Source organism: Pseudoalteromonas sp. GCY (assembly GCF_016695175.1).
In the GTDB taxonomy this organism is placed as follows: Bacteria; Pseudomonadota; Gammaproteobacteria; order Enterobacterales; family Alteromonadaceae; genus Pseudoalteromonas.
Genome location: NZ_CP068023.1, coordinates 1,465,666 through 1,484,338, shown reverse-complemented (window position 1 = coordinate 1,484,338; position 18,673 = coordinate 1,465,666). Strand labels below are relative to the sequence as shown.

General features: G+C 42.1%; 17 protein-coding genes. 3 read left to right on the top strand and 14 right to left on the bottom strand.

Annotated features, from left to right (window positions below; translation table 11 throughout):
- Nucleotides 1-137: 137 nt before the first annotated feature.
- Entirely contained in the window at nucleotides 138-503 is a 366-nt protein-coding gene (locus JJQ94_RS11730; protein WP_236596626.1) for a hypothetical protein, read from the bottom strand.
- A 160-nt stretch (nucleotides 504-663) separates the two neighbouring features.
- Here JJQ94_RS11730 and JJQ94_RS11725 point away from each other — a divergent pair.
- Nucleotides 664-1,742, top strand: a protein-coding gene (locus tag JJQ94_RS11725) for an IS3 family transposase (protein WP_201435418.1) whose coding sequence is annotated in 2 segments (ribosomal slippage) — nucleotides 664-916 and nucleotides 916-1,742 — 1,080 coding nt in all. Because the reading frame shifts where the segments join, the coding sequence is not laid out codon by codon here.
- A gap of 35 nt (nucleotides 1,743-1,777) precedes the next feature.
- Here the strand turns inward: JJQ94_RS11725 and JJQ94_RS11720 are convergent.
- From JJQ94_RS11720 to JJQ94_RS11680, 9 genes are all read right to left on the bottom strand, one after another.
- Entirely contained in the window at nucleotides 1,778-3,055 is a 1,278-nt protein-coding gene (locus tag JJQ94_RS11720) for a restriction endonuclease subunit S (protein ID WP_099030328.1), read from the bottom strand.
- On the bottom strand, nucleotides 3,055-4,530 hold the full coding sequence (locus JJQ94_RS11715) for an N-6 DNA methylase (protein WP_099030327.1): 1,476 nt from the start codon (nucleotides 4,528-4,530) through the stop codon (nucleotides 3,055-3,057). Before JJQ94_RS11715 ends, JJQ94_RS11720 begins: the two co-directional genes overlap by 1 nt.
- Before the next feature lie 91 nt (nucleotides 4,531-4,621).
- Nucleotides 4,622-7,075, bottom strand: coding sequence for an EcoAI/FtnUII family type I restriction enzme subunit R (gene hsdR, locus JJQ94_RS11710; RefSeq protein WP_099030326.1), 2,454 nt, complete (start codon nucleotides 7,073-7,075; stop codon nucleotides 4,622-4,624).
- Between the two features lie 587 nt (nucleotides 7,076-7,662).
- Nucleotides 7,663-7,989: a YbaB/EbfC family nucleoid-associated protein gene (locus JJQ94_RS11705; protein WP_010368987.1), complete on the bottom strand. Its 327-nt coding sequence runs from the start codon at nucleotides 7,987-7,989 to the stop codon at nucleotides 7,663-7,665.
- Between the two features lie 63 nt (nucleotides 7,990-8,052).
- Nucleotides 8,053-10,380 (bottom strand): DNA polymerase III subunit gamma/tau, encoded by a 2,328-nt coding sequence (gene dnaX / locus JJQ94_RS11700; protein ID WP_099030325.1) that lies wholly within the window; start codon nucleotides 10,378-10,380, stop codon nucleotides 8,053-8,055.
- 2 nt (nucleotides 10,381-10,382) lie between these two features.
- Nucleotides 10,383-10,928: an adenine phosphoribosyltransferase gene (gene apt, locus JJQ94_RS11695; protein ID WP_099030324.1), complete on the bottom strand. Its 546-nt coding sequence runs from the start codon at nucleotides 10,926-10,928 to the stop codon at nucleotides 10,383-10,385.
- A 432-nt stretch (nucleotides 10,929-11,360) separates the two neighbouring features.
- A complete protein-coding gene (locus JJQ94_RS11690; RefSeq protein ID WP_099030323.1) occupies nucleotides 11,361-12,110 on the bottom strand; it encodes an HvfC family RiPP maturation protein in 750 nt (249 codons plus the stop codon).
- 2 nt (nucleotides 12,111-12,112) lie between these two features.
- Nucleotides 12,113-12,949: an HvfB family MNIO-type RiPP peptide maturase gene (locus JJQ94_RS11685; RefSeq protein WP_099030322.1), complete on the bottom strand. Its 837-nt coding sequence runs from the start codon at nucleotides 12,947-12,949 to the stop codon at nucleotides 12,113-12,115.
- A gap of 156 nt (nucleotides 12,950-13,105) precedes the next feature.
- Nucleotides 13,106-13,696: an HvfA family oxazolone/thioamide-modified RiPP metallophore gene (locus tag JJQ94_RS11680; protein ID WP_201435458.1), complete on the bottom strand. Its 591-nt coding sequence runs from the start codon at nucleotides 13,694-13,696 to the stop codon at nucleotides 13,106-13,108.
- Between the two features lie 261 nt (nucleotides 13,697-13,957).
- Here JJQ94_RS11680 and JJQ94_RS11675 point away from each other — a divergent pair, with 261 nt between their 5' ends.
- Nucleotides 13,958-14,944 carry a tRNA-dihydrouridine synthase gene (locus JJQ94_RS11675; protein WP_099030320.1) on the top strand — a complete coding sequence of 329 codons (987 nt, stop codon included), beginning with the start codon at nucleotides 13,958-13,960 and terminating at the stop codon, nucleotides 14,942-14,944.
- Nucleotides 14,945-14,981: 37 nt separating this feature from the next.
- Nucleotides 14,982-15,356 carry a TraR/DksA family transcriptional regulator gene (locus JJQ94_RS11670; protein ID WP_010369006.1) on the top strand — a complete coding sequence of 125 codons (375 nt, stop codon included), beginning with the start codon at nucleotides 14,982-14,984 and terminating at the stop codon, nucleotides 15,354-15,356.
- Here JJQ94_RS11670 and JJQ94_RS11665 read toward each other — a convergent pair.
- Genes JJQ94_RS11665 through JJQ94_RS11650 form a run of 4 tightly spaced genes read right to left on the bottom strand, consistent with a single transcriptional unit; the run spans nucleotide 15,319 to nucleotide 18,666 of the window.
- Nucleotides 15,319-16,323 carry a hypothetical protein gene (locus JJQ94_RS11665; RefSeq protein WP_236596595.1) on the bottom strand — a complete coding sequence of 335 codons (1,005 nt, stop codon included), beginning with the start codon at nucleotides 16,321-16,323 and terminating at the stop codon, nucleotides 15,319-15,321. The genes JJQ94_RS11670 and JJQ94_RS11665 overlap by 38 nt on opposite strands.
- Nucleotides 16,324-16,374: 51 nt before the next feature.
- Nucleotides 16,375-17,634, bottom strand: coding sequence for a hypothetical protein (locus JJQ94_RS11660; RefSeq protein WP_099030319.1), 1,260 nt, complete (start codon nucleotides 17,632-17,634; stop codon nucleotides 16,375-16,377).
- 10 nt (nucleotides 17,635-17,644) lie between these two features.
- Nucleotides 17,645-18,262, bottom strand: a complete 618-nt coding sequence (locus JJQ94_RS11655) for an energy transducer TonB (RefSeq protein WP_010369012.1) — start codon at nucleotides 18,260-18,262, stop codon at nucleotides 17,645-17,647.
- The gene (locus tag JJQ94_RS11650; protein WP_010369015.1) at nucleotides 18,262-18,666 is read right to left on the bottom strand and encodes an ExbD/TolR family protein; all 405 of its coding nucleotides are present in this window, start codon (nucleotides 18,664-18,666) and stop codon (nucleotides 18,262-18,264) included. Before JJQ94_RS11650 ends, JJQ94_RS11655 begins: the two co-directional genes overlap by 1 nt.
- Nucleotides 18,667-18,673: the final 7 nt, after the last annotated feature.

Below are 18,673 nucleotides of genomic sequence, written 5' to 3'. Positions count from 1 at the left end.
TCCTTATTCTCTGTTTTGTTGTGTTTTCTTCCGTACTTATGCAATAACAACTTCATCAGTTAAATAATCCAAGGAAGGTTTTAATGCGCGATATTTTTCGTTAATAAGTTTCATCTAACGTCCTTGTTACTATTCCGCTAGTTTACTAATGAAGATGAGATTGAATCCGACAAATAGTTTTTGATGGCTTGCCCTTTATTTATTTTTTCTTTCAACAAGCAACAAATATCCATCATCTGTTCTATTTGTCTTACAATCCGGAATTGTTCTTCTTTTGGAGGAACGGGAACGAGCATTTCACCAACATCCCCTAAGCGGAAACTATTCTTTATTCCTCTTTGAGGTGCATCAAATTGATATTTTGCAAGAGGCGACCTCATAAACTCTGGGAAAAACCTATTTTGACATTCATTCATGAATCTGAGCATAGCTGTATGCTGATTAATATAAGCTTCTCCAAAGTTTCGCGGAATACGTCCTAGATTTCCAACATCTCCCGTAATAGAAATTAATAGGTCATTCTCCTTAAGCTTAGTTCTTTTACCTTCACCTTCAGAAGGCGGTGAAACATAACGTATATTATTAAGCCTTAGTGTAACTCCCCCAAAAAATGAAACAGTTTATAAGTAGAATTTTCCATTAACTAAAATAGGAAAATTTATGATGAGAAAAAGCAAGTTCACCGAAACCCAAATTGTCAGCATGATCAAAGAAGCTGAGGCGGGTATTCCTGTTCCAGAAATCTGCCGCAAACATGGTATCGGCCAAAGTACGTTTTATAAATGGCGCTCAAAATATGGCGGGATGGAAGCTTCAGACGTTAAGCGACTTAAAGAGCTTGAAGAAGAAAACCGTAAGCTAAAAGATATGTTTGCAACGCTTAGCCTAAAGCACTCGATGCTTGAGGATATCATCGCAAAAAAGCTGTAAAAACAAGTAGGCGCAGAGCTTGGGTAGAGCATTTAAGAGCTCAATTTAACGTCAGCGTCGCATTTGCTTGTGAAGTGGCAGGGCTAAGCCGCTCAGTTTTTTATTACAAACATAAACGGCCGTCAGATGATGAAGTTATCGACGCATTACTTGCGCTGGTAGAGCGCCATCCTAGGTGGGGGCTGCCTAAGCTATTCAAAAGGCTTCGCAATAAAGGTAAGCCGTGGAATAAAAAGCGTGTTGAACGCGTTTACAACATGCTAAAACTAAACTTGAGACGTAAGGGGAAGCGCCGTGTTCCAACAAGAACACCTGAACCATTAAGTGCACCGACACAATATAATGAATCGTGGTCAATGGACTTTATGAGTGACGCATTAAGCTATGGACATCGTTTTAGAACACTGAATGTGCTGGATGATTTCAACCGACAAGCACTGGCGATTGAGGTCGATACAAGCTTAACTTCTGAACGAGTTATTAGAACGCTACAACAAATTATTGCTTGGCGAGGAAAACCAAAGCAGATTAGAGTGGATAATGGTCCAGAATTTACTTCAACGGCACTCGAAGATTGGGCAATGAAAAATGACATCAAGTTGGAATTTATAGAGCCAGGCAGTCCTTACCAAAATGGTTTTGTGGAAAGGTTTAATCGGAGTTACCGTGAAGAAGTGCTAGATTTATACTTGTTTGAGTCACTGCAAGAAGTACGTGAAATCACTGATGAGTGGTTAGATATTTATAATTATGAGCGACCTCATGATTCACTAGGTGATATGACACCGGTTGGTTACCTTGAGGCTGCATAAAATTCTACGAAATAGCTGTACTAAATTGGGTGGAGTTACATTAGTTGGTAGCTACCTCTTGAAAGGTTCCCCATAGTGACAAAAATAGCACCCGAATCGGAATAATATTTTGCCCAATCTCTTGATCCCGATGTAATCGTATGAGAGATATCCCAAACTCGACACCACTCCCAACCTTTAGGTAGCTCGAATGGCTTGTCATCTTCAGATATCGGTTCAAGAGCCTTCTGCTTCTTGATTTTCTTATCTTTGATTAGCTGTTCTTTTTCTTCTGCTATTCGCTCTAAAAGTGCAGATGCTGGTTCGTCGTTGGGGTCTTGTTTTACTAATTTACCCATTACAGCGAGTTGTAGGATGGTTTGTTTTAGTTGGTCGATGCTGTCTTCGGTGGTGAAGAGGGTGTCGAAGTGTTCACTGATGCGTTGCCAGCTTTCGTTTAGCTCATCAGCGTCTTTGGCGTTGGTAAGCGTCGCTAATAATGTTTCAACCAGTGTTTTATGCGCATCAATACTTGATTCAGTTTGAGATTCAAGTTGATCGCAAAGAGTCATTAGTTCATTTACTTTATCAACAATGTTTTTCTGCTCTTCAATGGGAGGAACTGGATGAATTACTTTTTCCATACGTTCCTTAGTCATGTGGATCATTGCAATTCCATTTCCACTAGCTTTAATTCTCTCGGATATCGCTTGCAGAAATATCCGAGAGAAGTTTTTATCCAAACTACTGTTTAGAAAAATATCCATTTTCCAGATATGATAGTGGTAAATTACTTTTCCACCTTGCCAAATAAATGGCCCAAAAGAAGCTGACCATGCGTAAATCAAATCACCATCGTCGATATACTTTTCAGGCTCTAATTGTAAATCAGAAAAATACCACTCATTTGAAGTAAATAAGTTTCCTACTCTCAGGATAGGTACGCCCTCTGAAAGCATTTCTTGTTTCTTGTAAGCACGGCCATTTATTACGTTTATCAGATCTTCTATTCTGGCCTTGCCCCAAGTTTTTGGGTAATCATAAAAATGTTCATCATTAATCTGTTTCTTCGAACGGGACTTTTTAATTACCTTTTCTTGAATTAAGCGCTCTTTTTCTTTCACTGAACTGTCTATCAAACTTTGAGCTGACTTATCTTCAGAATCTTGAGGAATAAGCCTTCCTCTAATAGCAAGCTCTAAAATAAGCTCTCTCAGTTTTTTAATGCCATAAAGTTCAAGCTTATTTGAGCTACCTCTGCCTGATGCAGATTTGGTCTTAATTGCCGATGTCCAAATATCAAGATTTTCGGTAATAACGCTTTCCACAGACATTAAGCTTTACCCTCGTCATTTGATGAAAGTGCATCTGCAAGAATACCTTTTAGTTGGTCGCGCAGCTTTTGAATATCTTTTTGCTGCGTTTGATATTGCTCAAGTAGTTCATCTGGATCGTGACTTATTTGCTCACCGATATGTGGGTTTTTGATGTCTAAGTTGAAGTTTCGTTCGATCACTTCTTCAACAGATACTTTCCAGGCTTGTTCATTTTCAACGCGGCTGGCAAAACCATCACTCTCTTCACCCCACCACTGAATTTCAGTTTCAAATTCTTCAAATTTCATTGGCTTGGTTTTAGAGTAGTTTTTCACACCTTCTGGGTATGGGTGCTCGTAGAACCAGATATCTTTTGTTGGTTGGCCTTTAGTGAAAAATAGGATGTTAGTTTTAATACCCGTATACGGGTTAAAAACACCATTAGGTAACCTTAATATAGTGTGAAGGTTACACTCTTCGGTTAACAGCTTTTTGATTTTGGTTTTAACACCTTCACCAAATAATGTGCCGTCTGGTAATACTACTGCTGCGCGGCCACCGTCTTTTAACACTTCTACAATGAGCTGTAAGAATAAGTCAGCCGTTTCACGGGTTTGCATTTCCGCAGGGAAGTTCTTTTCAATACCGTCTTCTTCCGTACCACCGAATGGTGGGTTGGTAACAATAACGTCGAAGTCGCTGTCCCAGCTGGATAGTGGTTTGTTTAAGGTGTTGCCATGTTTAACTTGCACAGGTACTTCAATACCGTGCAGCATCATGTTAGTCGTGGCTAATAAATGCGGTAGTTGTTTCTTTTCAACTCCGTGAATTTGGCTTTGCAGCGCTTTATGATCGGCAACTGTTTGCACGTAGTTATTTTTTACGTGATCTACCGAGCAAGCAAGAAAACCGCCTGTACCACAAGCAGGGTCGAATACTTGTTCGCCTAACTTAGGGTCGATTCGGTTTACCATAAAGCGTGTTACCGCACGCGGGGTATAGAATTCACCTGCATTACCCGCGCTTTGCAAGTCTCGTAAGATTTGCTCATAGATATCACCAAATAAATGGCGCTCTTTAGAATCGGTAAAATCTACTTCATTGAGTTTATTGATAACTTGACGCAATAACGTACCGTTTTTCATGTAGTTAAATGCATCAGAAAATGCTTCTCTAACAACGAAACCACGTGGATTTTTATCAATTGGTGCTATTAAGTTTTTTAACGTTGGGAATAAATCGTCATTAATAAACTCAAGTAGTTCGTCACCTGTGATCCCTTCAGAGTCCGCTGCCCAGTTACGCCATAGGTACTGCTCTGGGATTGGCTTGCGATAGTCATCTAATTCAAATTCAAGCTCTTCTTCTTGTGCATCGAATATCTTTAAGAAGAGTAACCAGGATAACTGGCCTAAACGCTGTGCATCACCATCAACACCTGCATCTTTGCGCATGATGTCTTGAATCGATTTTATAACGGTACTAATTGACATTAAATTGTGTTCTCTAATTCTGAGCTTCTTGTACTACTAGCTAACTGAATTCCTTTTAAGCCTTTATAAGGCGACACTTTAATATTTAGTGTTAGGCTTGCTTTTCAGGTATAGCTTCGTAAATTGCTTTTTCTAATTCGGTAATTGCCGCTTCATATTGCTTTGCTCCGCCGAAGCCTTTTTTGGCTAGTTCTAACGGGCGGCCAAGCTCTACCACTTTTCCTGTTTTAAGGGCATCTTTACTTTCAATGGCTGCAACGCCCTCATCACTATACTTGTTTAACAGTTCGTCAAGCACGGTTTGGGCTAGGTCGCCATATTTGGTGAAGTAATTGCGCTTTTTAACATTGTTTGCGCGTTCTTTGCGCGTTAGAGGCGGTTGGTCGAAAACGACGTGGCAGATCATATCAAATGGGTCTAATTCTTTCCCCACTTCTTGCTCTAAAACTTCCCAAATAATACCTTCAGCTGCAAGTTCGTCGATAATAGCTTGTTTGCGCTCGGCTTCATCCCAGCGTTTTACAAACTCATCAAGGGAACTAAAGGTTTTAGTGAGAGTTTTACGTGTGTAATCTTTAAAAGATTCGGTAACGAGCTTGCCGTCTTCATCGTAATATTGAACACGTTCACCCAGTTTTTTAACCGAAACGCCATTGACGTGATATTTATTGACCTTTTGTTCTTCTTCGCCCCAATCATCACCGTCGATTTCACCTGATGGATAATCGGTTTCAACGTCATCTGAAGATGAATCATAATCGGCATCTGATTCTCCAATTCCGTCAAGTTCATCACCAATGGTTGGTTCTGTATCTTCAATCACATCATCAAAGTCTGATTCGGGATCGTTAATATCATCAGCTTTTGTTGTTATTACTTTTTCTGGAATACCGTCGAATCGTGCGTCGGCAAATAGTTCAGTGGCTTTCTTAAAATCTAAGATGGTAAACCAGAGCTTGCCAAATCGATCATCTATGCGAGTGCCGCGCCCAATGATCTGTTTGAACTTAGTCATAGACTGAATGTTTTGATCAAGTACAACTAGCTTACAGGTTTTAGCATCAACACCTGTTGTCATTAATTCAGAGGTAGTAGCAATAACAGGGTAAGGCTTTTTAGGGTTAATAAAGTTGTCTAGCTGTGCTTTACCAATTGCGTCATCGCCTGTGATTTTCATCACATACTTATCATTTTTAGCCACTTGCTCTGGATTACAGTTAACAAGTGCTCGGCGCATTCGCTCAGCGTGATCTATATCGTTACAAAACACGATGGTTTTAGACATAGGGTCAGTTCGTTTGAGGTAATTGGTGATGGTTTCTGCCACTAACTGCGTGCGCTCATCTATTACCATTGTACGGTCAAAATCTTTTTGGTTATAGATACGGTCTTCAATTACATGGCCGTTTTTATCGACCATACCCTTAGTTGGTCGCCAACCTTGTAGATCGACATCTATATCAACACGAACCACTTTATATGGCGCTAAAAACCCATCTTCAATACCTTGTTTTAATGAATATTGATAAACAGGCTCGCCAAAGTAATCGATGTTAGATACTTCGTCAGTCTCTTTTGGTGTTGCCGTAAGGCCGACTTGGGTCGCAGAGTTGAAGTATTCGAGTATTTCTCGCCAGGCGCTATCTTCTGATGCACTACCTCTGTGGCATTCGTCGATGATGATGAGGTCAAAGAAATTTGGGTCAACTTGCTTGTATGCTTTTTGGCTTTCTTCAGGGCCTGTTAGTGCTTGGTATAGTGCTAAATAAACTTCGTATGCAGGGTCTACTTTTCTGCCTGTGATTTTAGTCATCGCTTGACCAAAAGGCTGAAAGTCATTGATACGAGTTTGATCGACTAATACATTTCTATCGGCTAAAAACAAAATTCGTTTTTTGGCTTTTGCTTTCCATAAACGCCAGATAATTTGAAAAGCCGTATAGGTTTTACCCGTGCCTGTTGCCATGACCAATAAAATACGGTCTTGGCCTGATGATACAGCTTCAACCGTTTTGTTTATTGCTTGCAGCTGATAGTAGCGTGGAGATTTTCCAGAACCGTCATCATAGTAATCTTGTGTGATTATAGGTAGTTGAGCTGGTTGGTAGCCTTTGTATGTGCAGAATTTATCCCACAGCTGTGCGGGTGTTGGGAAGTCTTTCAGAGTTATTTCTGACTCTAATTGTGCTGGATTGGTTTTATCGTGAAATACGAAACCGTCGCCATTACTGGCAAATATAAATGGCACATCTAATAAATTGGCATAATCTAAACCTTGCTGCATCCCTTTGCCAATTTCGTGTTTATTGGCTTTAGCTTCAATAACAGCTAACGGCATACTAGGTTTATGGTAAAGAACAATATCTGCTGACTTAACAGATTTTCGACCAGCTACAGTGCCGCGTACAACCACTTTGCCATCTCGAAGCTTCACTTCTTGACGTATTTGCGTCATATCATTCCAACCAGCTTCTTTGATGGCAGGCATAATGTACTTAGTGATGATATCGGTTTCGCTGAGTGACTTTTTGTTTATTGGGTTCATACGTGTTTTTACTTCCTTTTTAAATCATGTGGGAAGAAGTATTCTTTATCATGAAGTTAAGCATGAGCACATGTTTTAATGATCTTGCATCCAAGCACTAGTAGACGTCTAACAACTACGTAAGTGCTTTCAAAAGCTAGCATTTTTGAGGTAATTTGTCAGCAACCTGACGTTAACAAAGGTAATTTTCATTGGGTTATTTAGCTTCTTGTTTGGTTCTGACGACTCAGTTTCTAATAGTGAGCCAACTGTAAATGTAGATGGCTCACCAATGTGTTGCAGTGTTGATATCAATGGAAACCCATATGGAGTGACGTCCACAGACGATGGTATTGATCACAACTCGTGCTTTGATAATGATTTTTCTAGTTAGGATACCTTTGATGATTCAAGTTGTGGCGGGTTTGATGATTGGTAGGTGAAGCATAATCATAATTTATTTTTTATTTGTAAGATGACTTCAGTAATGCTTGAGTTATGGGACACCTAATGTGCGTCTAAATATGTGTAACAATGATGACAGATACAATTGAGTTTTTTAAACAAAAAAATAGCGCCTGAAGGCGCTATTTTTATGGGATTCTAAATTAGAACGGCATTTTGAAGCCTGGAGGCATTTGCATGCCGCCGGTGACTTCTGACATGCGCTTTTGCGTTTCTTCACCTACGCGACGAACTGCGTCGTTTACCGCAGCGGCTAGTAGGTCTTCGATCATGTCTTTGTCGTCTTCCATTAGGCTTTCGTCGATTTCTACGCGACGTACGTTGTGACTACCAAGCATAGTTACTTTAACTAAACCTGCGCCTGCTTCACCTGTTACTTCTAGGCTCTTGATCTCTTCTTGGGCTTTTTCCATGCGCTCTTGCATTTGCTGCGCCTGCTTCATGATGTTGCCCATTCCGCCTTTAAACATATTCTGCTCTCTTATACTTCAATTTGGTTTACTGTGATAAAAGATAAGGGCTAACGCCCTTAATTACAATGCCTGAACGCTATTTTCGTCAAGCATTGCGTCAAATTCTTGAACAAATGCGCTGACGAGTGGATCGTCTCGCATTGCCGCTTTAGCTTGGACAAGCCTATGCTCATCTAATTGTTGCTGTACCAAAAAAGGCGTGTTATTTACCGTGTCGATATAGTTAATCTCAAGCTCGATTGGCTGCTCGAGTAATGCGCTTAGGCTTTCTGTTAGTTTCTCTCTCAGCACTGCTGAGTCCAAGTGTTGTTGACTCGCATCTACTTGCAATTGTACCTGCGCACCTTGCTGCGTTATCACGCTGTGTAAAGCATACTGGCGAATTCGACCGCCTAATTGCATCTTTTCTATCATGTTTGCCCAATCGTCGCTCTGGTGGGCAAACTTAATGTCACTGATTGGACTAACAAAGTTTTCCGGTGCAGGGATCTCCACTTGAATACTTTGTTCGTTATCATCTTGTTTTACTGGTGATAACTGCTCTAGCAATTCTGGCGCTAAATTTTCCGTAATGGGTTTGTGGCGCTCTTGAAACGCTTCTTTCTTTTGCTTCTTTGGTGCTAAGCGAGGTGCAGCGGGCTGTGCCCGTTGCGGCTCAGGCTGATACTCAGGAGTGGTTACCGTCGTGGCTGGCGCTTGCTCTATTGGCATTGGCGCACTAGGCGCCTCAGACTTTTTTACCTCACCATTGGCTCCCACCAATCGACCCGCCCCAGAGATATTACGATTTTTTAAAATTCGTGCTATTGCTGCCTGGGCTTGGTTTTGCTGCTCAGTAACACTGGCCGTAGCAGCAGGTTCTGAAGCGCTTTGGTTTTGCACCTCAGGTTGAGACCAATCCTCTTGGTTTTGCGATGCCATTTGCGCGTATGCAGCATCTTCAACTGGCGCACTTTCATGATGATATGCAGGAACTTGTCCTTGGAACCCCTGCTCTACCGCCTGTGACATGATACTGTCGTATTGGTTGGCCATCTCCGCCTCAGATGGCACAGAGGCGACTGGTGCTTGGCTTTGCGCAGCAGGCGTTGGAAACACAGGCTCATAATGTGTTGTTTGTTGCGCGGCTGGCGTCGATGCTTCTGCTGCATATGTAGGTGTTGCTATCGGCTGCGCCTGAGGTGATGGTGCTACCGTTGCGTTATCTTCCGTTGGCTTTTTTAACAGCGCTCGTAAATCCCCTACTTTGCTTTGCTTTTCAGAAGTCTCTTGGCTCACAGGAGCTGTAGGCACTGCGCTATGACTTTCTTTTTCAAACGCCATTAATCGCAGCATAACCATCTCAAACCCAAGTTTAGGTTCGGGTGCCCACTTTAGGTCTTTTTTGCCATTTAAGAGGAGTTGATACAACAACTGGCCCTGTTGCGGTGCTAATTGCTCGGCAAATAGCTTGATATCGTTGTTATCAAAATTTGATAACCGCGCAGCACTAGGCACGAGCTGAGTGAGCTGAATAACATGCAATAACGCAATTAAATCGTCCAGCACACTGACAAAATTACCGTTTTGTAGTGCTATTTTTTCAATCGCATTGAGTAAGGCTTCACCATCGTGGCATAAAATTGCAGACAGCAAAATGACCGCATGAGCACTATCCATCAGTCCCAGCATAGATTGCACTGCAGGCACCGTTAGATTGCTATTTGTTTGTGCAATAGCCTGATCGGTCAAACTTAGTGCGTCACGCATACTACCATCAGCGGCTTTAGCTAACGTTTGTAGCGCTACCGGATCAAAGGCAACTTGCTCTAGCGGCAGGATTTTTTCTAGCTGTTCAACTATTTGCCCTTGTGTCATTGCGTTCAGATTGAACTGTAAACAACGAGACAAAATAGTCACAGGCAACTTTTGTGGATCGGTTGTGGCGAGCAAAAATTTTACGTGCTCTGGCGGCTCTTCTAAGGTTTTCAGGAGCGCATTAAAACTGTGCTTCGACAGCATGTGCACTTCATCGATGAGATAAACCTTGTAGCGACCACGGGTTGGTGCGTATTGTACGTTGTCTAAGATTTCTCGCGTGTCTTCAACTTTTGTGCGAGAAGCCGCATCAATTTCGATTAAATCGATAAACTTACCGGTTTCAATCTCAGCACAGGCACTACACTGACCACAAGGCGTTGAAGTAACGCCTTGTTCGCAGTTAAGGCTTTTAGCAAAGATCCTAGCAATGGTTGTTTTGCCCACACCACGTGTTCCAGTGAATAAATAGGCATGGTGTAAACGCTTTTCATTGAGTGCGTTGACCAGAGCTTGTTTAACATGCTCTTGTCCCATTAATTCATGGAAGTTTTGCGGACGCCATTTTCGCGCCAGAACCTGATAGCTCATGCTTATTCGCCTTCGAACTCTACAAGTGAAAGGATTCTGATCCCAAGATCGTTGATTTTCTTTTCACCACCAAGCTCAGGCAATGAAATAACAAACGCAGCATCAGTGGCTTCGCCGCCTAAGCGTTTAACCAGTTTTGCTGTTGCTTCAATAGTACCACCTGTTGCAAGTAAATCATCAACAAGTAGCACTTTATCACCTGCTTCAATCGCATCTGAGTGTAATTCAAGCGTATCTTCACCATATTCAAGCTGATAAGACTGGCTGATCACCTCACGCGGTAATTTACCCGGCTTTCTTACTGGAATAAAAGGAATACCTAACTCATACGCCAATGGTGCACCGAAGATAAAACCACGCGATTCAGTACCGATGATTTTAGTGAAGCCGCCATCTTTATAAGCCGCAACGAACGCATCAATTGTTGCCTTAAACGCAGCAGGATTTGCTAGAAGTGAAGTCACGTCACGGAACATGATCCCAGGTTTTGGGTAATTAGGAACCGTCGCGATACTATTTTTGATCAATGACATATTCTCTGTCGTCATAATTGCTTTGCTTTAAGTTTATTACAAAAGAGTGAGATTATAACAATTTTCTATCCGGTTGAAACCGACTGAGTGACTTTGTGTGTCAGGATGGAGGAAAAGCGAACAATTTAGTGAGTATTTTATATCGGTATACAATCGAAAAAGGCTGCGAAAAGCAGCCTCTAGGTAAATACGTTCAGCTTGACTTATGCAAGCGCTGTTGCCCAGCCTAGAATCGCGTTTAAACAACCAACTCCAGCAAACACAGCAACAAATGCAAGGAAATACTTTGCATTGAACGGATCTTTAAAGTCACCTTTAGACATAGATACTACCTTTAATTTTACAACTCGCGCCAACTGCATAGCAACAGAAAGCATTGACTAGCGCCCTAGTCCGAGTTTAAGCACGACAAAAACAGGCCGTATAATAGTCGATGTTGCCAATAGCTTAAAGGTTTTTTGTTTTGATAATGCCAAGATCCGCGAATTCAGCTAGCGTATGCTGCGCTCCTTGCTGCAGCTGCTCAACAGTAAACTGAGGCACTTGCTGCGCGATAACATCCACAATGTCAGTGAGTTGCATACCATCATTGGCTTCAATCACCGACAACATTAAGGCCGTCATCGGATTTAGTGCGACAAACTGAACATCGTCCTCTTCGTCTCTATACAATGCAAAGCTAAACGTTTGCCCTGCTGTTTTAGTTGGCCTAAAGGTTTCACTGATCTGATGAACCGGATATTGATAATGTGCAACTCTGGCTGTACTCGCCAAGCTAATCTCAACATCTGCAAGTGCTTGTACTCCAATCGAAAGCTCATTCTCTGCTTCAATTGTCGTTGCCACATCTAGCTCTAGCCATTCATAATGAGCAAGCTCTAACAAAAACTCAGGATCAGCTTCAGAGGGTTCGTGTTCTGTTTGTAAAAACTGTAAGAATTCTTTGCTAATCTCTAAAAAGTATGGCGAATGACAATTGTGCTTAACAAAAAATAGCCTAATTAACGCCAACCAATCTGCATTTTTATATAAGCTTTTAAGTACAGGAAACGCACTGCTAACGAAACCTTCGACATTATTAAAAAACAGCTCTTGATAGATTTTTAAGCGCCGAGCTTCTACTCCGTCAGGCGCTGGTTGGTTGTCTGGATCTCTGATATGCGCCATAAACAGCTGCTGAGTTTCTACAAAAGACATAGCTATACCTGCTCCAAGCGCTTGGCGTATTTGGCCTGTACTGCTGAAATTTGTCCCGCTTCTGCCAGTAATTCTGCCATGGGAGGAATATTAAAATCACGCTCTAGCAAAGTCGGAAATACACCATGCAGCTCATAGGCTTTATCTAACAAGTCCCATACTGGTGAAGATACCTCAGCGCCATGTGTATCAACGAGTAAGTCTTCGGCTTCCACATAATGGCCTGCGATATGGCCATATGCAATACGCTCGGTTGGCATAGCCGCTAAGAATTGTTCAGCATCGTAGCCATGGTTAATAGAGTTGACATAGATGTTGTTAACATCGAGTAGCAAATCGCAATCGGCCTCGGCTAAAACCCCAAGGGTAAATTCCAACTCCGACATTTCTTGTCCAGGAGCGGCATAGTAAGACACATTTTCTACTGCAATCCGGCGTTCTAGATGCTCTTGGACTGCTCGGATCCGCATAGCGGTATGGTGGATTGCTTCTTCAGTAAAAGGGATTGGCATCAGATCGTACATATGACCCTCTCCCGAACAATAACTCAGATGTTCACTATAGGTAGCGATATTATGTTGTTTAAAAAATGTTTTGAGTTGTGATAAAAATTCGCGATCAAGCGGTGCAGGAGAACCTAGCGATAACGATAAGCCATGACAGATAAAGGTATGTTGTTGCGTCAATGATTGAAATTGCTTTGCAAGCTTACCGCCAAATTTTAGCCAGTTTTCTGGTGCAACCTCATAAAAGTCTACTTGCTTTGGCGACGTATCGAGCACGTCATCGACCATTTCACGGCGCAAACCGAGTCCTAAGTTGCCTAACTGCACTGTCATACTTCTCTCACTTTAGACATTATTTTAAAGATTCCGAAGCTCGCATCACCGAGGCTTTGCTGTATGCATGGCTGCGCTTTGGAATTACCCAATAGCGATACTGTTACCTTAACATAACCAGCTGCGCTATTGGGTCGAACACAATGGTGTTTCTATTTAGTGGTTACCACCACATTTGCCTTCGCCACACTTACCTTCTTTTTTACCTTTTGCATCACCACCGCACTTGCCTTCGCCGCACTTACCTTCTTTTTTACCTTTTGCATGGCCACCACATTTGCCTTCGCCGCACTTACCCTCTTTTTTACCTTTGGCATGGCCACCACATTTGCCTTCGCCGTACTTACCTTCTTTTTTGCCTTTGGCGTCACCACCACATTTACCTTCGCCGCATTTGCCTTCTTTTTTGCCTTTGGCATCGCCACCACATTTACCTTCGCCGCACTTACCTTCTTTTTTGCCTTTGGCGTCGCCACCACATTTGCCTTCGCCGCACTTACCTTCTTTTTTGCCTTTGGCGTCGCCACCACATTTACCTTCGCCGCATTTGCCTTCCTTTTTGCCTTTGGCGTCGCCACCACATTTACCTTCGCCGCATTTTCCTTCTCCAGCGTCTAGTTGATAACCAGCGGTCATTGTTTCAAAACTAAATGGATTCGCATTTGCGTCTGTCGCGGTTAACCCCGCGGTACCCGCAACAACAGCGCTTAAAGTAAGGGCAATAGAGTTCTTTTTAACGGTATTCATAATGTTTGCTCTCTCAGAAATAGTAGATTCAATTAGTAGACCCAAACGTCTAAATATTTATTTCGCTAAACGTTTAAAAATTTTAGTTGCATTCGCTAAGTTGTGGTTTACATCCAGTTATAGTTCATCTGTTGTCTTTTTGCTATTTGTGGATAACTAAGGGCTGTTGATGACTTGCAGCAAACAATTAGCTAAAATGTCGCGCTTTTCGATGAGCCATTAGTGACTCATTTTATTTTTGTTGTATCTGAAGGTTAACACATGAAGCTTGTTCTGGCGCCGATGGAAGGTGTAGTTGATTTTAAAATGCGCGAATTGCTCACAGATCTCGGCGGCTTTGATCTTTGTGTGACTGAGTTTATTCGCGTCGTTGATCTCACCTTTCCACGCAGAGTATTCACTAGATACTGTCCTGAACTATTAAATGGTGGTTATACCAGAGCCGGAACACCGGTACGAGTCCAGCTTCTAGGTCAGGTTCCCCATGCGCTTGCAGCGAATGCACGAAAGGCCGTAAAGCTTGGCTCTCATGGTGTCGATTTGAACTTTGGTTGTCCTGCGAAAACCGTGAATAAAAGCCGTGGCGGCGCGGTTTTACTGAAAGAGCCTGAGCAAATCTATCAAATCATTAAAGCAGTTAGAGATGCGGTACCAGAAGAACATCAAGTAAGCGCCAAAATACGCCTTGGCTTTGATGATGATGCCAATAGCACTGAAATTGTCGATGCGGTCCAACAAGGTGGTGCGTCGAGTTTGGCTATACATGCTCGCACCAAGCGAGATGGCTACAAACCGCCAGCCTACTGGGAAAAGATCCCCCCTTTATTATCAAGGTTAACCATTCCTGTCGTTGCTAACGGTGAAATTTGGCAAGTTGAAGATGCACTACTCTGCCAAACACGTAGCCAATGCCAAGATTTGATGCTTGGTCGCGGTGCACTAGCCACCCCAGATCTGGCAGCAAAAATCAAAGCGCATGTTAACGGAACTCATTATACTTCGCTCACATGGGAAAACGTGGTCTACCATATCCTCCACTCTTCCATGCATCAAGATGAGAATATGAGTGAAAAGTACTTTTCGGCTAGAACAAAACAGTGGTTAAGTTATTTGAAACGTCAGTATAGCGGCGCACATGTTCTTTTTGATGAAATCAAAACACTCAAAAGCAAAGATGACGTCATGAAGGTGTTGCAGAAATACGCAATGTCTCCAGACCTTGATTCAAATCATAACAGTGAAGTTTGACTGAAATGATAATGGGGCGTCGGATAGGAGAGCGCCCATGAATGAAAACACACATAACTACGAGCAAAGCTTACAAGCTGAACTCGCTACACTTAGAAGCGACTTTTTAGGAGAGCTAAAAGCTTCACCCAATGAGTTTACTCATAACCTTGCCAATACCTTAGAGCTCAACCCACCCAATAAATGGCTTGATATTGTAATGGAAAAAATAAATCCCGAGCAGTTTCCGCTCTATGATAGGTTGATGAAAGTCGAAGCGGCATTATGCCAAATGGAGATCGGTCAGTTTGGTTATTGCTGTGATTGCGAGCAGACAATAGAACTTGAGTTGCTAGAACAAGATCCAGCAACCCAACGCTGTCGCAGTTGTAAGACTAAGGCTTTAAAAAATGGGGATATGCAGCAAAAATAGTCGCCGGAAAATAGACTATATTAGCAATCAATTGTTGTGCTTGTTGTTCATTCAGCGCTAGTTTTGAGTTGAGCGCAACAAATGCTTGCTTTTGTGACCACCCTTGATAATGAATTCCCAAATCCACTGCCATTAAGGTCACGATTAGCGCTTTATGCTGCTCTATTGCCTTTGTACACTTTGCTACTGTCGAAGGCACATTAATAAATCCATCACGCCAGTTGAGCCCACTAATTCTTTGGCAATTAGCTGGCAATAACTCTAGTATATAAGGCTGTTGAATATTAGGCGTTGTATTGAGCACAATTGACTTACTATTTTTCTCATCAATTTTTGATAACATTGCCAAAACTTTATTAGGCGATTCTTGAATAGCTCCGTAAAAATTTAGTTTTGATTGGTACCACTCTTTCCCATTAGGTAACTGATGCAGCCCAAGCATCGCCCTTGATTTATAATCATTTAAATAAGTCAGTAGCGTTGAACGTGATGGTGCGTCAATATTTGAATCTTCAAGTTGCTTTATTATGGCTTCCCGCTCAAACCGATTTAGGCGAATATTACTTTCATCGGCCTCTTTTAGTTTTGTTATTACAAATTTAAGCCACAGATCAAGTTCCTCAACACTCACCCTACCTTCTACGTTTTTAAGTACAGGGATATGACTAGGCCAAGGTAAGTAACGCTCTGGATATCGCTCTTGAATTCTTAAGTAGTCAAGCTCCTTATGCGCCATAACATCTGGTTCATTCAAACTACTTGATAATAAAGCGTGCCGTAACTGTAAATAGCCCTCTGTGAACGGTAAAACAGTAATATCATCCGTAGATGAATGACTTAAACTACTGTTAAGAGAAATTAAAGAAGTTCTAAGTTCCTGATAACTTACGACTGGCTTGTGCTCACTACAAGCGGATAGGAATATAAATGCGACCAAAGTAAGGCTGAACAATAAATGCTTTTTCATAATTTCACATTAAAACTTGAAATCAAAAAAGCCCCTTTCGGGGCTTTTTAATTAGAGGCTAACGCCCCTACGTTGTGCTTTTTCTTTGATAAAGCTCGACCAGCTAATTGCAAATCTTCGAGTGCTAGGATCTTCCTTCGCCTTCAAAATTGCTGCATAAGCTTGTTTAAACTTATCTTGATAGTAGTAAGCTTCCGCAAGATCAGCATATGTACTGCCTTTCTTTTTGGTACCAAGCTCTAACGCTTTATTTAGTCTAACTACTGCTGCACTGTACTGCAGATTTTGCAGTAAAAGGCCACCTGCTCTTCCATAAAGTTCTGCGTCATCGTCAAATTTAGCAGCTTCTTCATAGTATTTAGCAGCATCACTGATGTGTTTAGCTTGGTGGTAATAACTTGCAAGCGCTGTCACGTTTTGCTTTGTACGTTCGATTTTGCCATCTTTCATAGCCTTTTCGAACGTTTGAGCTGCACGCCAAGGATCTTCTGTCAAAGAATATAAGCTTCCAAGAATCTTATAGTCATTCTCTTTTTCAAAGTAACCTTTGCTATACGCCACCTTCATTACAGTCATACCTTTACTGTAATCTTCGGTTTGCAAATAAAAGCCACCTAGTTGTGTCCAAGCTTTCGGGTCTTCAGGGAAAACACGTACTAACTCTTCACCAACCTCTACAGCCTTTTTGAATTGCTTCAATTCAAAGTAAGCTGCAACTTTCATCAGATAATATTGTTTATTTGGCTCTTCTACACCTGCGATAGCTTTATCAGCTGGAGCAATAACATTAGTATATTGCTTTAACTCATAATAAGCTTGCGCGATACGACCGTGTACTTTAGGGTCATTTTCACCCGTAAAGTCCATCCACGCTTCATAGGCTTTGATACCTTCTGAATACTTTTCAGTACCTAACAGAAGGTCACCAAGCAACTTCATTAGATCGCCTTGATCTTTAAAGTTAAGCGCATCAGGAGCAATAGCTAAACGCGAATACTTAATCGCTTCGCCGTAGTTTTCCTTTTGAGCATAAAGCTGACCTAGGTAACGGTTAACCGTTGCTTTATCGAAATCATCTGAAGGGTCAAGCTCGCGAAGCATTGCAATCGCTTCATCGACTTTTTCTTCGTTATATAATTCGAACGCTTTGGCAACTTTTTTACCGACTCGCTCACCCATGATCTTAGTTTTTGCCGCTTTACGCTTCTCTATTTCTTCATAGTTAGGCGCAGCAGAAACTGACTCTGAGTAAATGCCACCAGTCAATGCAATTAGAAGAGCAAGAGCTGTAAATTTGGGTAAACTTTTCATGCCTGCCTCCTTAATTACCTTGGTTTAGTGTGAAATCAAGCTGGACTGTAATGCCAGGTTGCTTCTGTGGTTTACCATCAACAACTTTAGGACGATATTTCCACTTACGAAGTGCACGCTTCGCTTCACGGTCAAAGATACGCTTTGGTTCGGCATCGATAATTTCAACATCTTCGACTCCACCTAGCTCATTGATTGTGAAAGATAAACGTACCCAACCTTCTTTGCCATCACGAGCGGCTTGAGGTGGATATTTTGGCTCAATTCGAACGATAGGTGTCGCATCACCATCACGGCCAAACTCGCCAGGTCCAGATAAACCACCTGCAGTACCACCTAGGTCAATGCTAGGCATGTTAAAGCCGATGTTACCCGCAGAAGGATCAGCCGTATCTGGCTGAGGCGGCTGCGGTTTTGGCGGCTGCTTAGGTGGTGGCGGCGGCGGAGGCGGGACACGCTTCCGCTGCTGCACCTTTGATTCAGGCGGATTCGACATAATCTCGACTACGATTTGTTCCTTTTGTACATCTGCCCTATCTGCTCCTCCGGAGATAAGATATGACATGAAAAAGAACAAGCCGAGAGTTACTGCCCCACCTGCTAGAAGTGAAAACAGAAGTCGAATCATTACTGATCTCCAGCTATTGAAATCTTCAGATTGTCGCCAGTCGCTTTAATTTGGTCCATAACCTGAACAACTACGCCGTGTTTCGCGCCTTTATCGGCTTGAATAATAATCACGTCAGTAGGTTGTTCAGCCATCAGACTTTCAAGGTTTGCACTTACACGTTCAACATCAACTTGACGCTTGTCCATCCAAATCTCACCGTTTTCACGGATTGCGATAAAGATGTTCGCATTCTTAGTCTTTTGTGCTTGTGCCGCTTTTGGCTTGTTAACTTCAATACCAGCTTCTTTAACAAAAGAAGTGGTTACAATGAAGAAGATAAGCATGATGAATACGATGTCTAGCATCGGCGTCATATCTACTGCTGCATCTTCCTCTTCACGAAAACGTTGTTTACGTGCCATAGTTCAA

Excerpts from the sequence above, each read along its gene's own strand:
- JJQ94_RS11720 (WP_099030328.1), bottom strand. The coding sequence starts at position 3,055 with ATGTCTGTGGAAAGCGTTATTACCGAAAATCTTGATATTTGGACATCG.
- JJQ94_RS11715 (WP_099030327.1), bottom strand. The coding sequence starts at position 4,530 with ATGTCAATTAGTACCGTTATAAAATCGATTCAAGACATCATGCGCAAA.
- hsdR (WP_099030326.1), bottom strand. The coding sequence starts at position 7,075 with ATGAACCCAATAAACAAAAAGTCACTCAGCGAAACCGATATCATCACT.
- JJQ94_RS11705 (WP_010368987.1), bottom strand. The coding sequence starts at position 7,989 with ATGTTTAAAGGCGGAATGGGCAACATCATGAAGCAGGCGCAGCAAATG.
- dnaX (WP_099030325.1), bottom strand. The coding sequence starts at position 10,380 with ATGAGCTATCAGGTTCTGGCGCGAAAATGGCGTCCGCAAAACTTCCAT.
- apt (WP_099030324.1), bottom strand. The coding sequence starts at position 10,928 with ATGACGACAGAGAATATGTCATTGATCAAAAATAGTATCGCGACGGTT.
- JJQ94_RS11690 (WP_099030323.1), bottom strand. The coding sequence starts at position 12,110 with ATGTCTTTTGTAGAAACTCAGCAGCTGTTTATGGCGCATATCAGAGAT.
- JJQ94_RS11685 (WP_099030322.1), bottom strand. The coding sequence starts at position 12,949 with ATGACAGTGCAGTTAGGCAACTTAGGACTCGGTTTGCGCCGTGAAATG.
- JJQ94_RS11680 (WP_201435458.1), bottom strand. The coding sequence starts at position 13,696 with ATGAATACCGTTAAAAAGAACTCTATTGCCCTTACTTTAAGCGCTGTT.
- JJQ94_RS11675 (WP_099030320.1), top strand. The coding sequence starts at position 13,958 with ATGAAGCTTGTTCTGGCGCCGATGGAAGGTGTAGTTGATTTTAAAATG.
- JJQ94_RS11670 (WP_010369006.1), top strand. The coding sequence starts at position 14,982 with ATGAATGAAAACACACATAACTACGAGCAAAGCTTACAAGCTGAACTC.
- JJQ94_RS11665 (WP_236596595.1), bottom strand. The coding sequence starts at position 16,323 with ATGAAAAAGCATTTATTGTTCAGCCTTACTTTGGTCGCATTTATATTC.
- JJQ94_RS11660 (WP_099030319.1), bottom strand. The coding sequence starts at position 17,634 with ATGAAAAGTTTACCCAAATTTACAGCTCTTGCTCTTCTAATTGCATTG.
- JJQ94_RS11655 (WP_010369012.1), bottom strand. The coding sequence starts at position 18,262 with ATGATTCGACTTCTGTTTTCACTTCTAGCAGGTGGGGCAGTAACTCTC.
- JJQ94_RS11650 (WP_010369015.1), bottom strand. The coding sequence starts at position 18,666 with ATGGCACGTAAACAACGTTTTCGTGAAGAGGAAGATGCAGCAGTAGAT.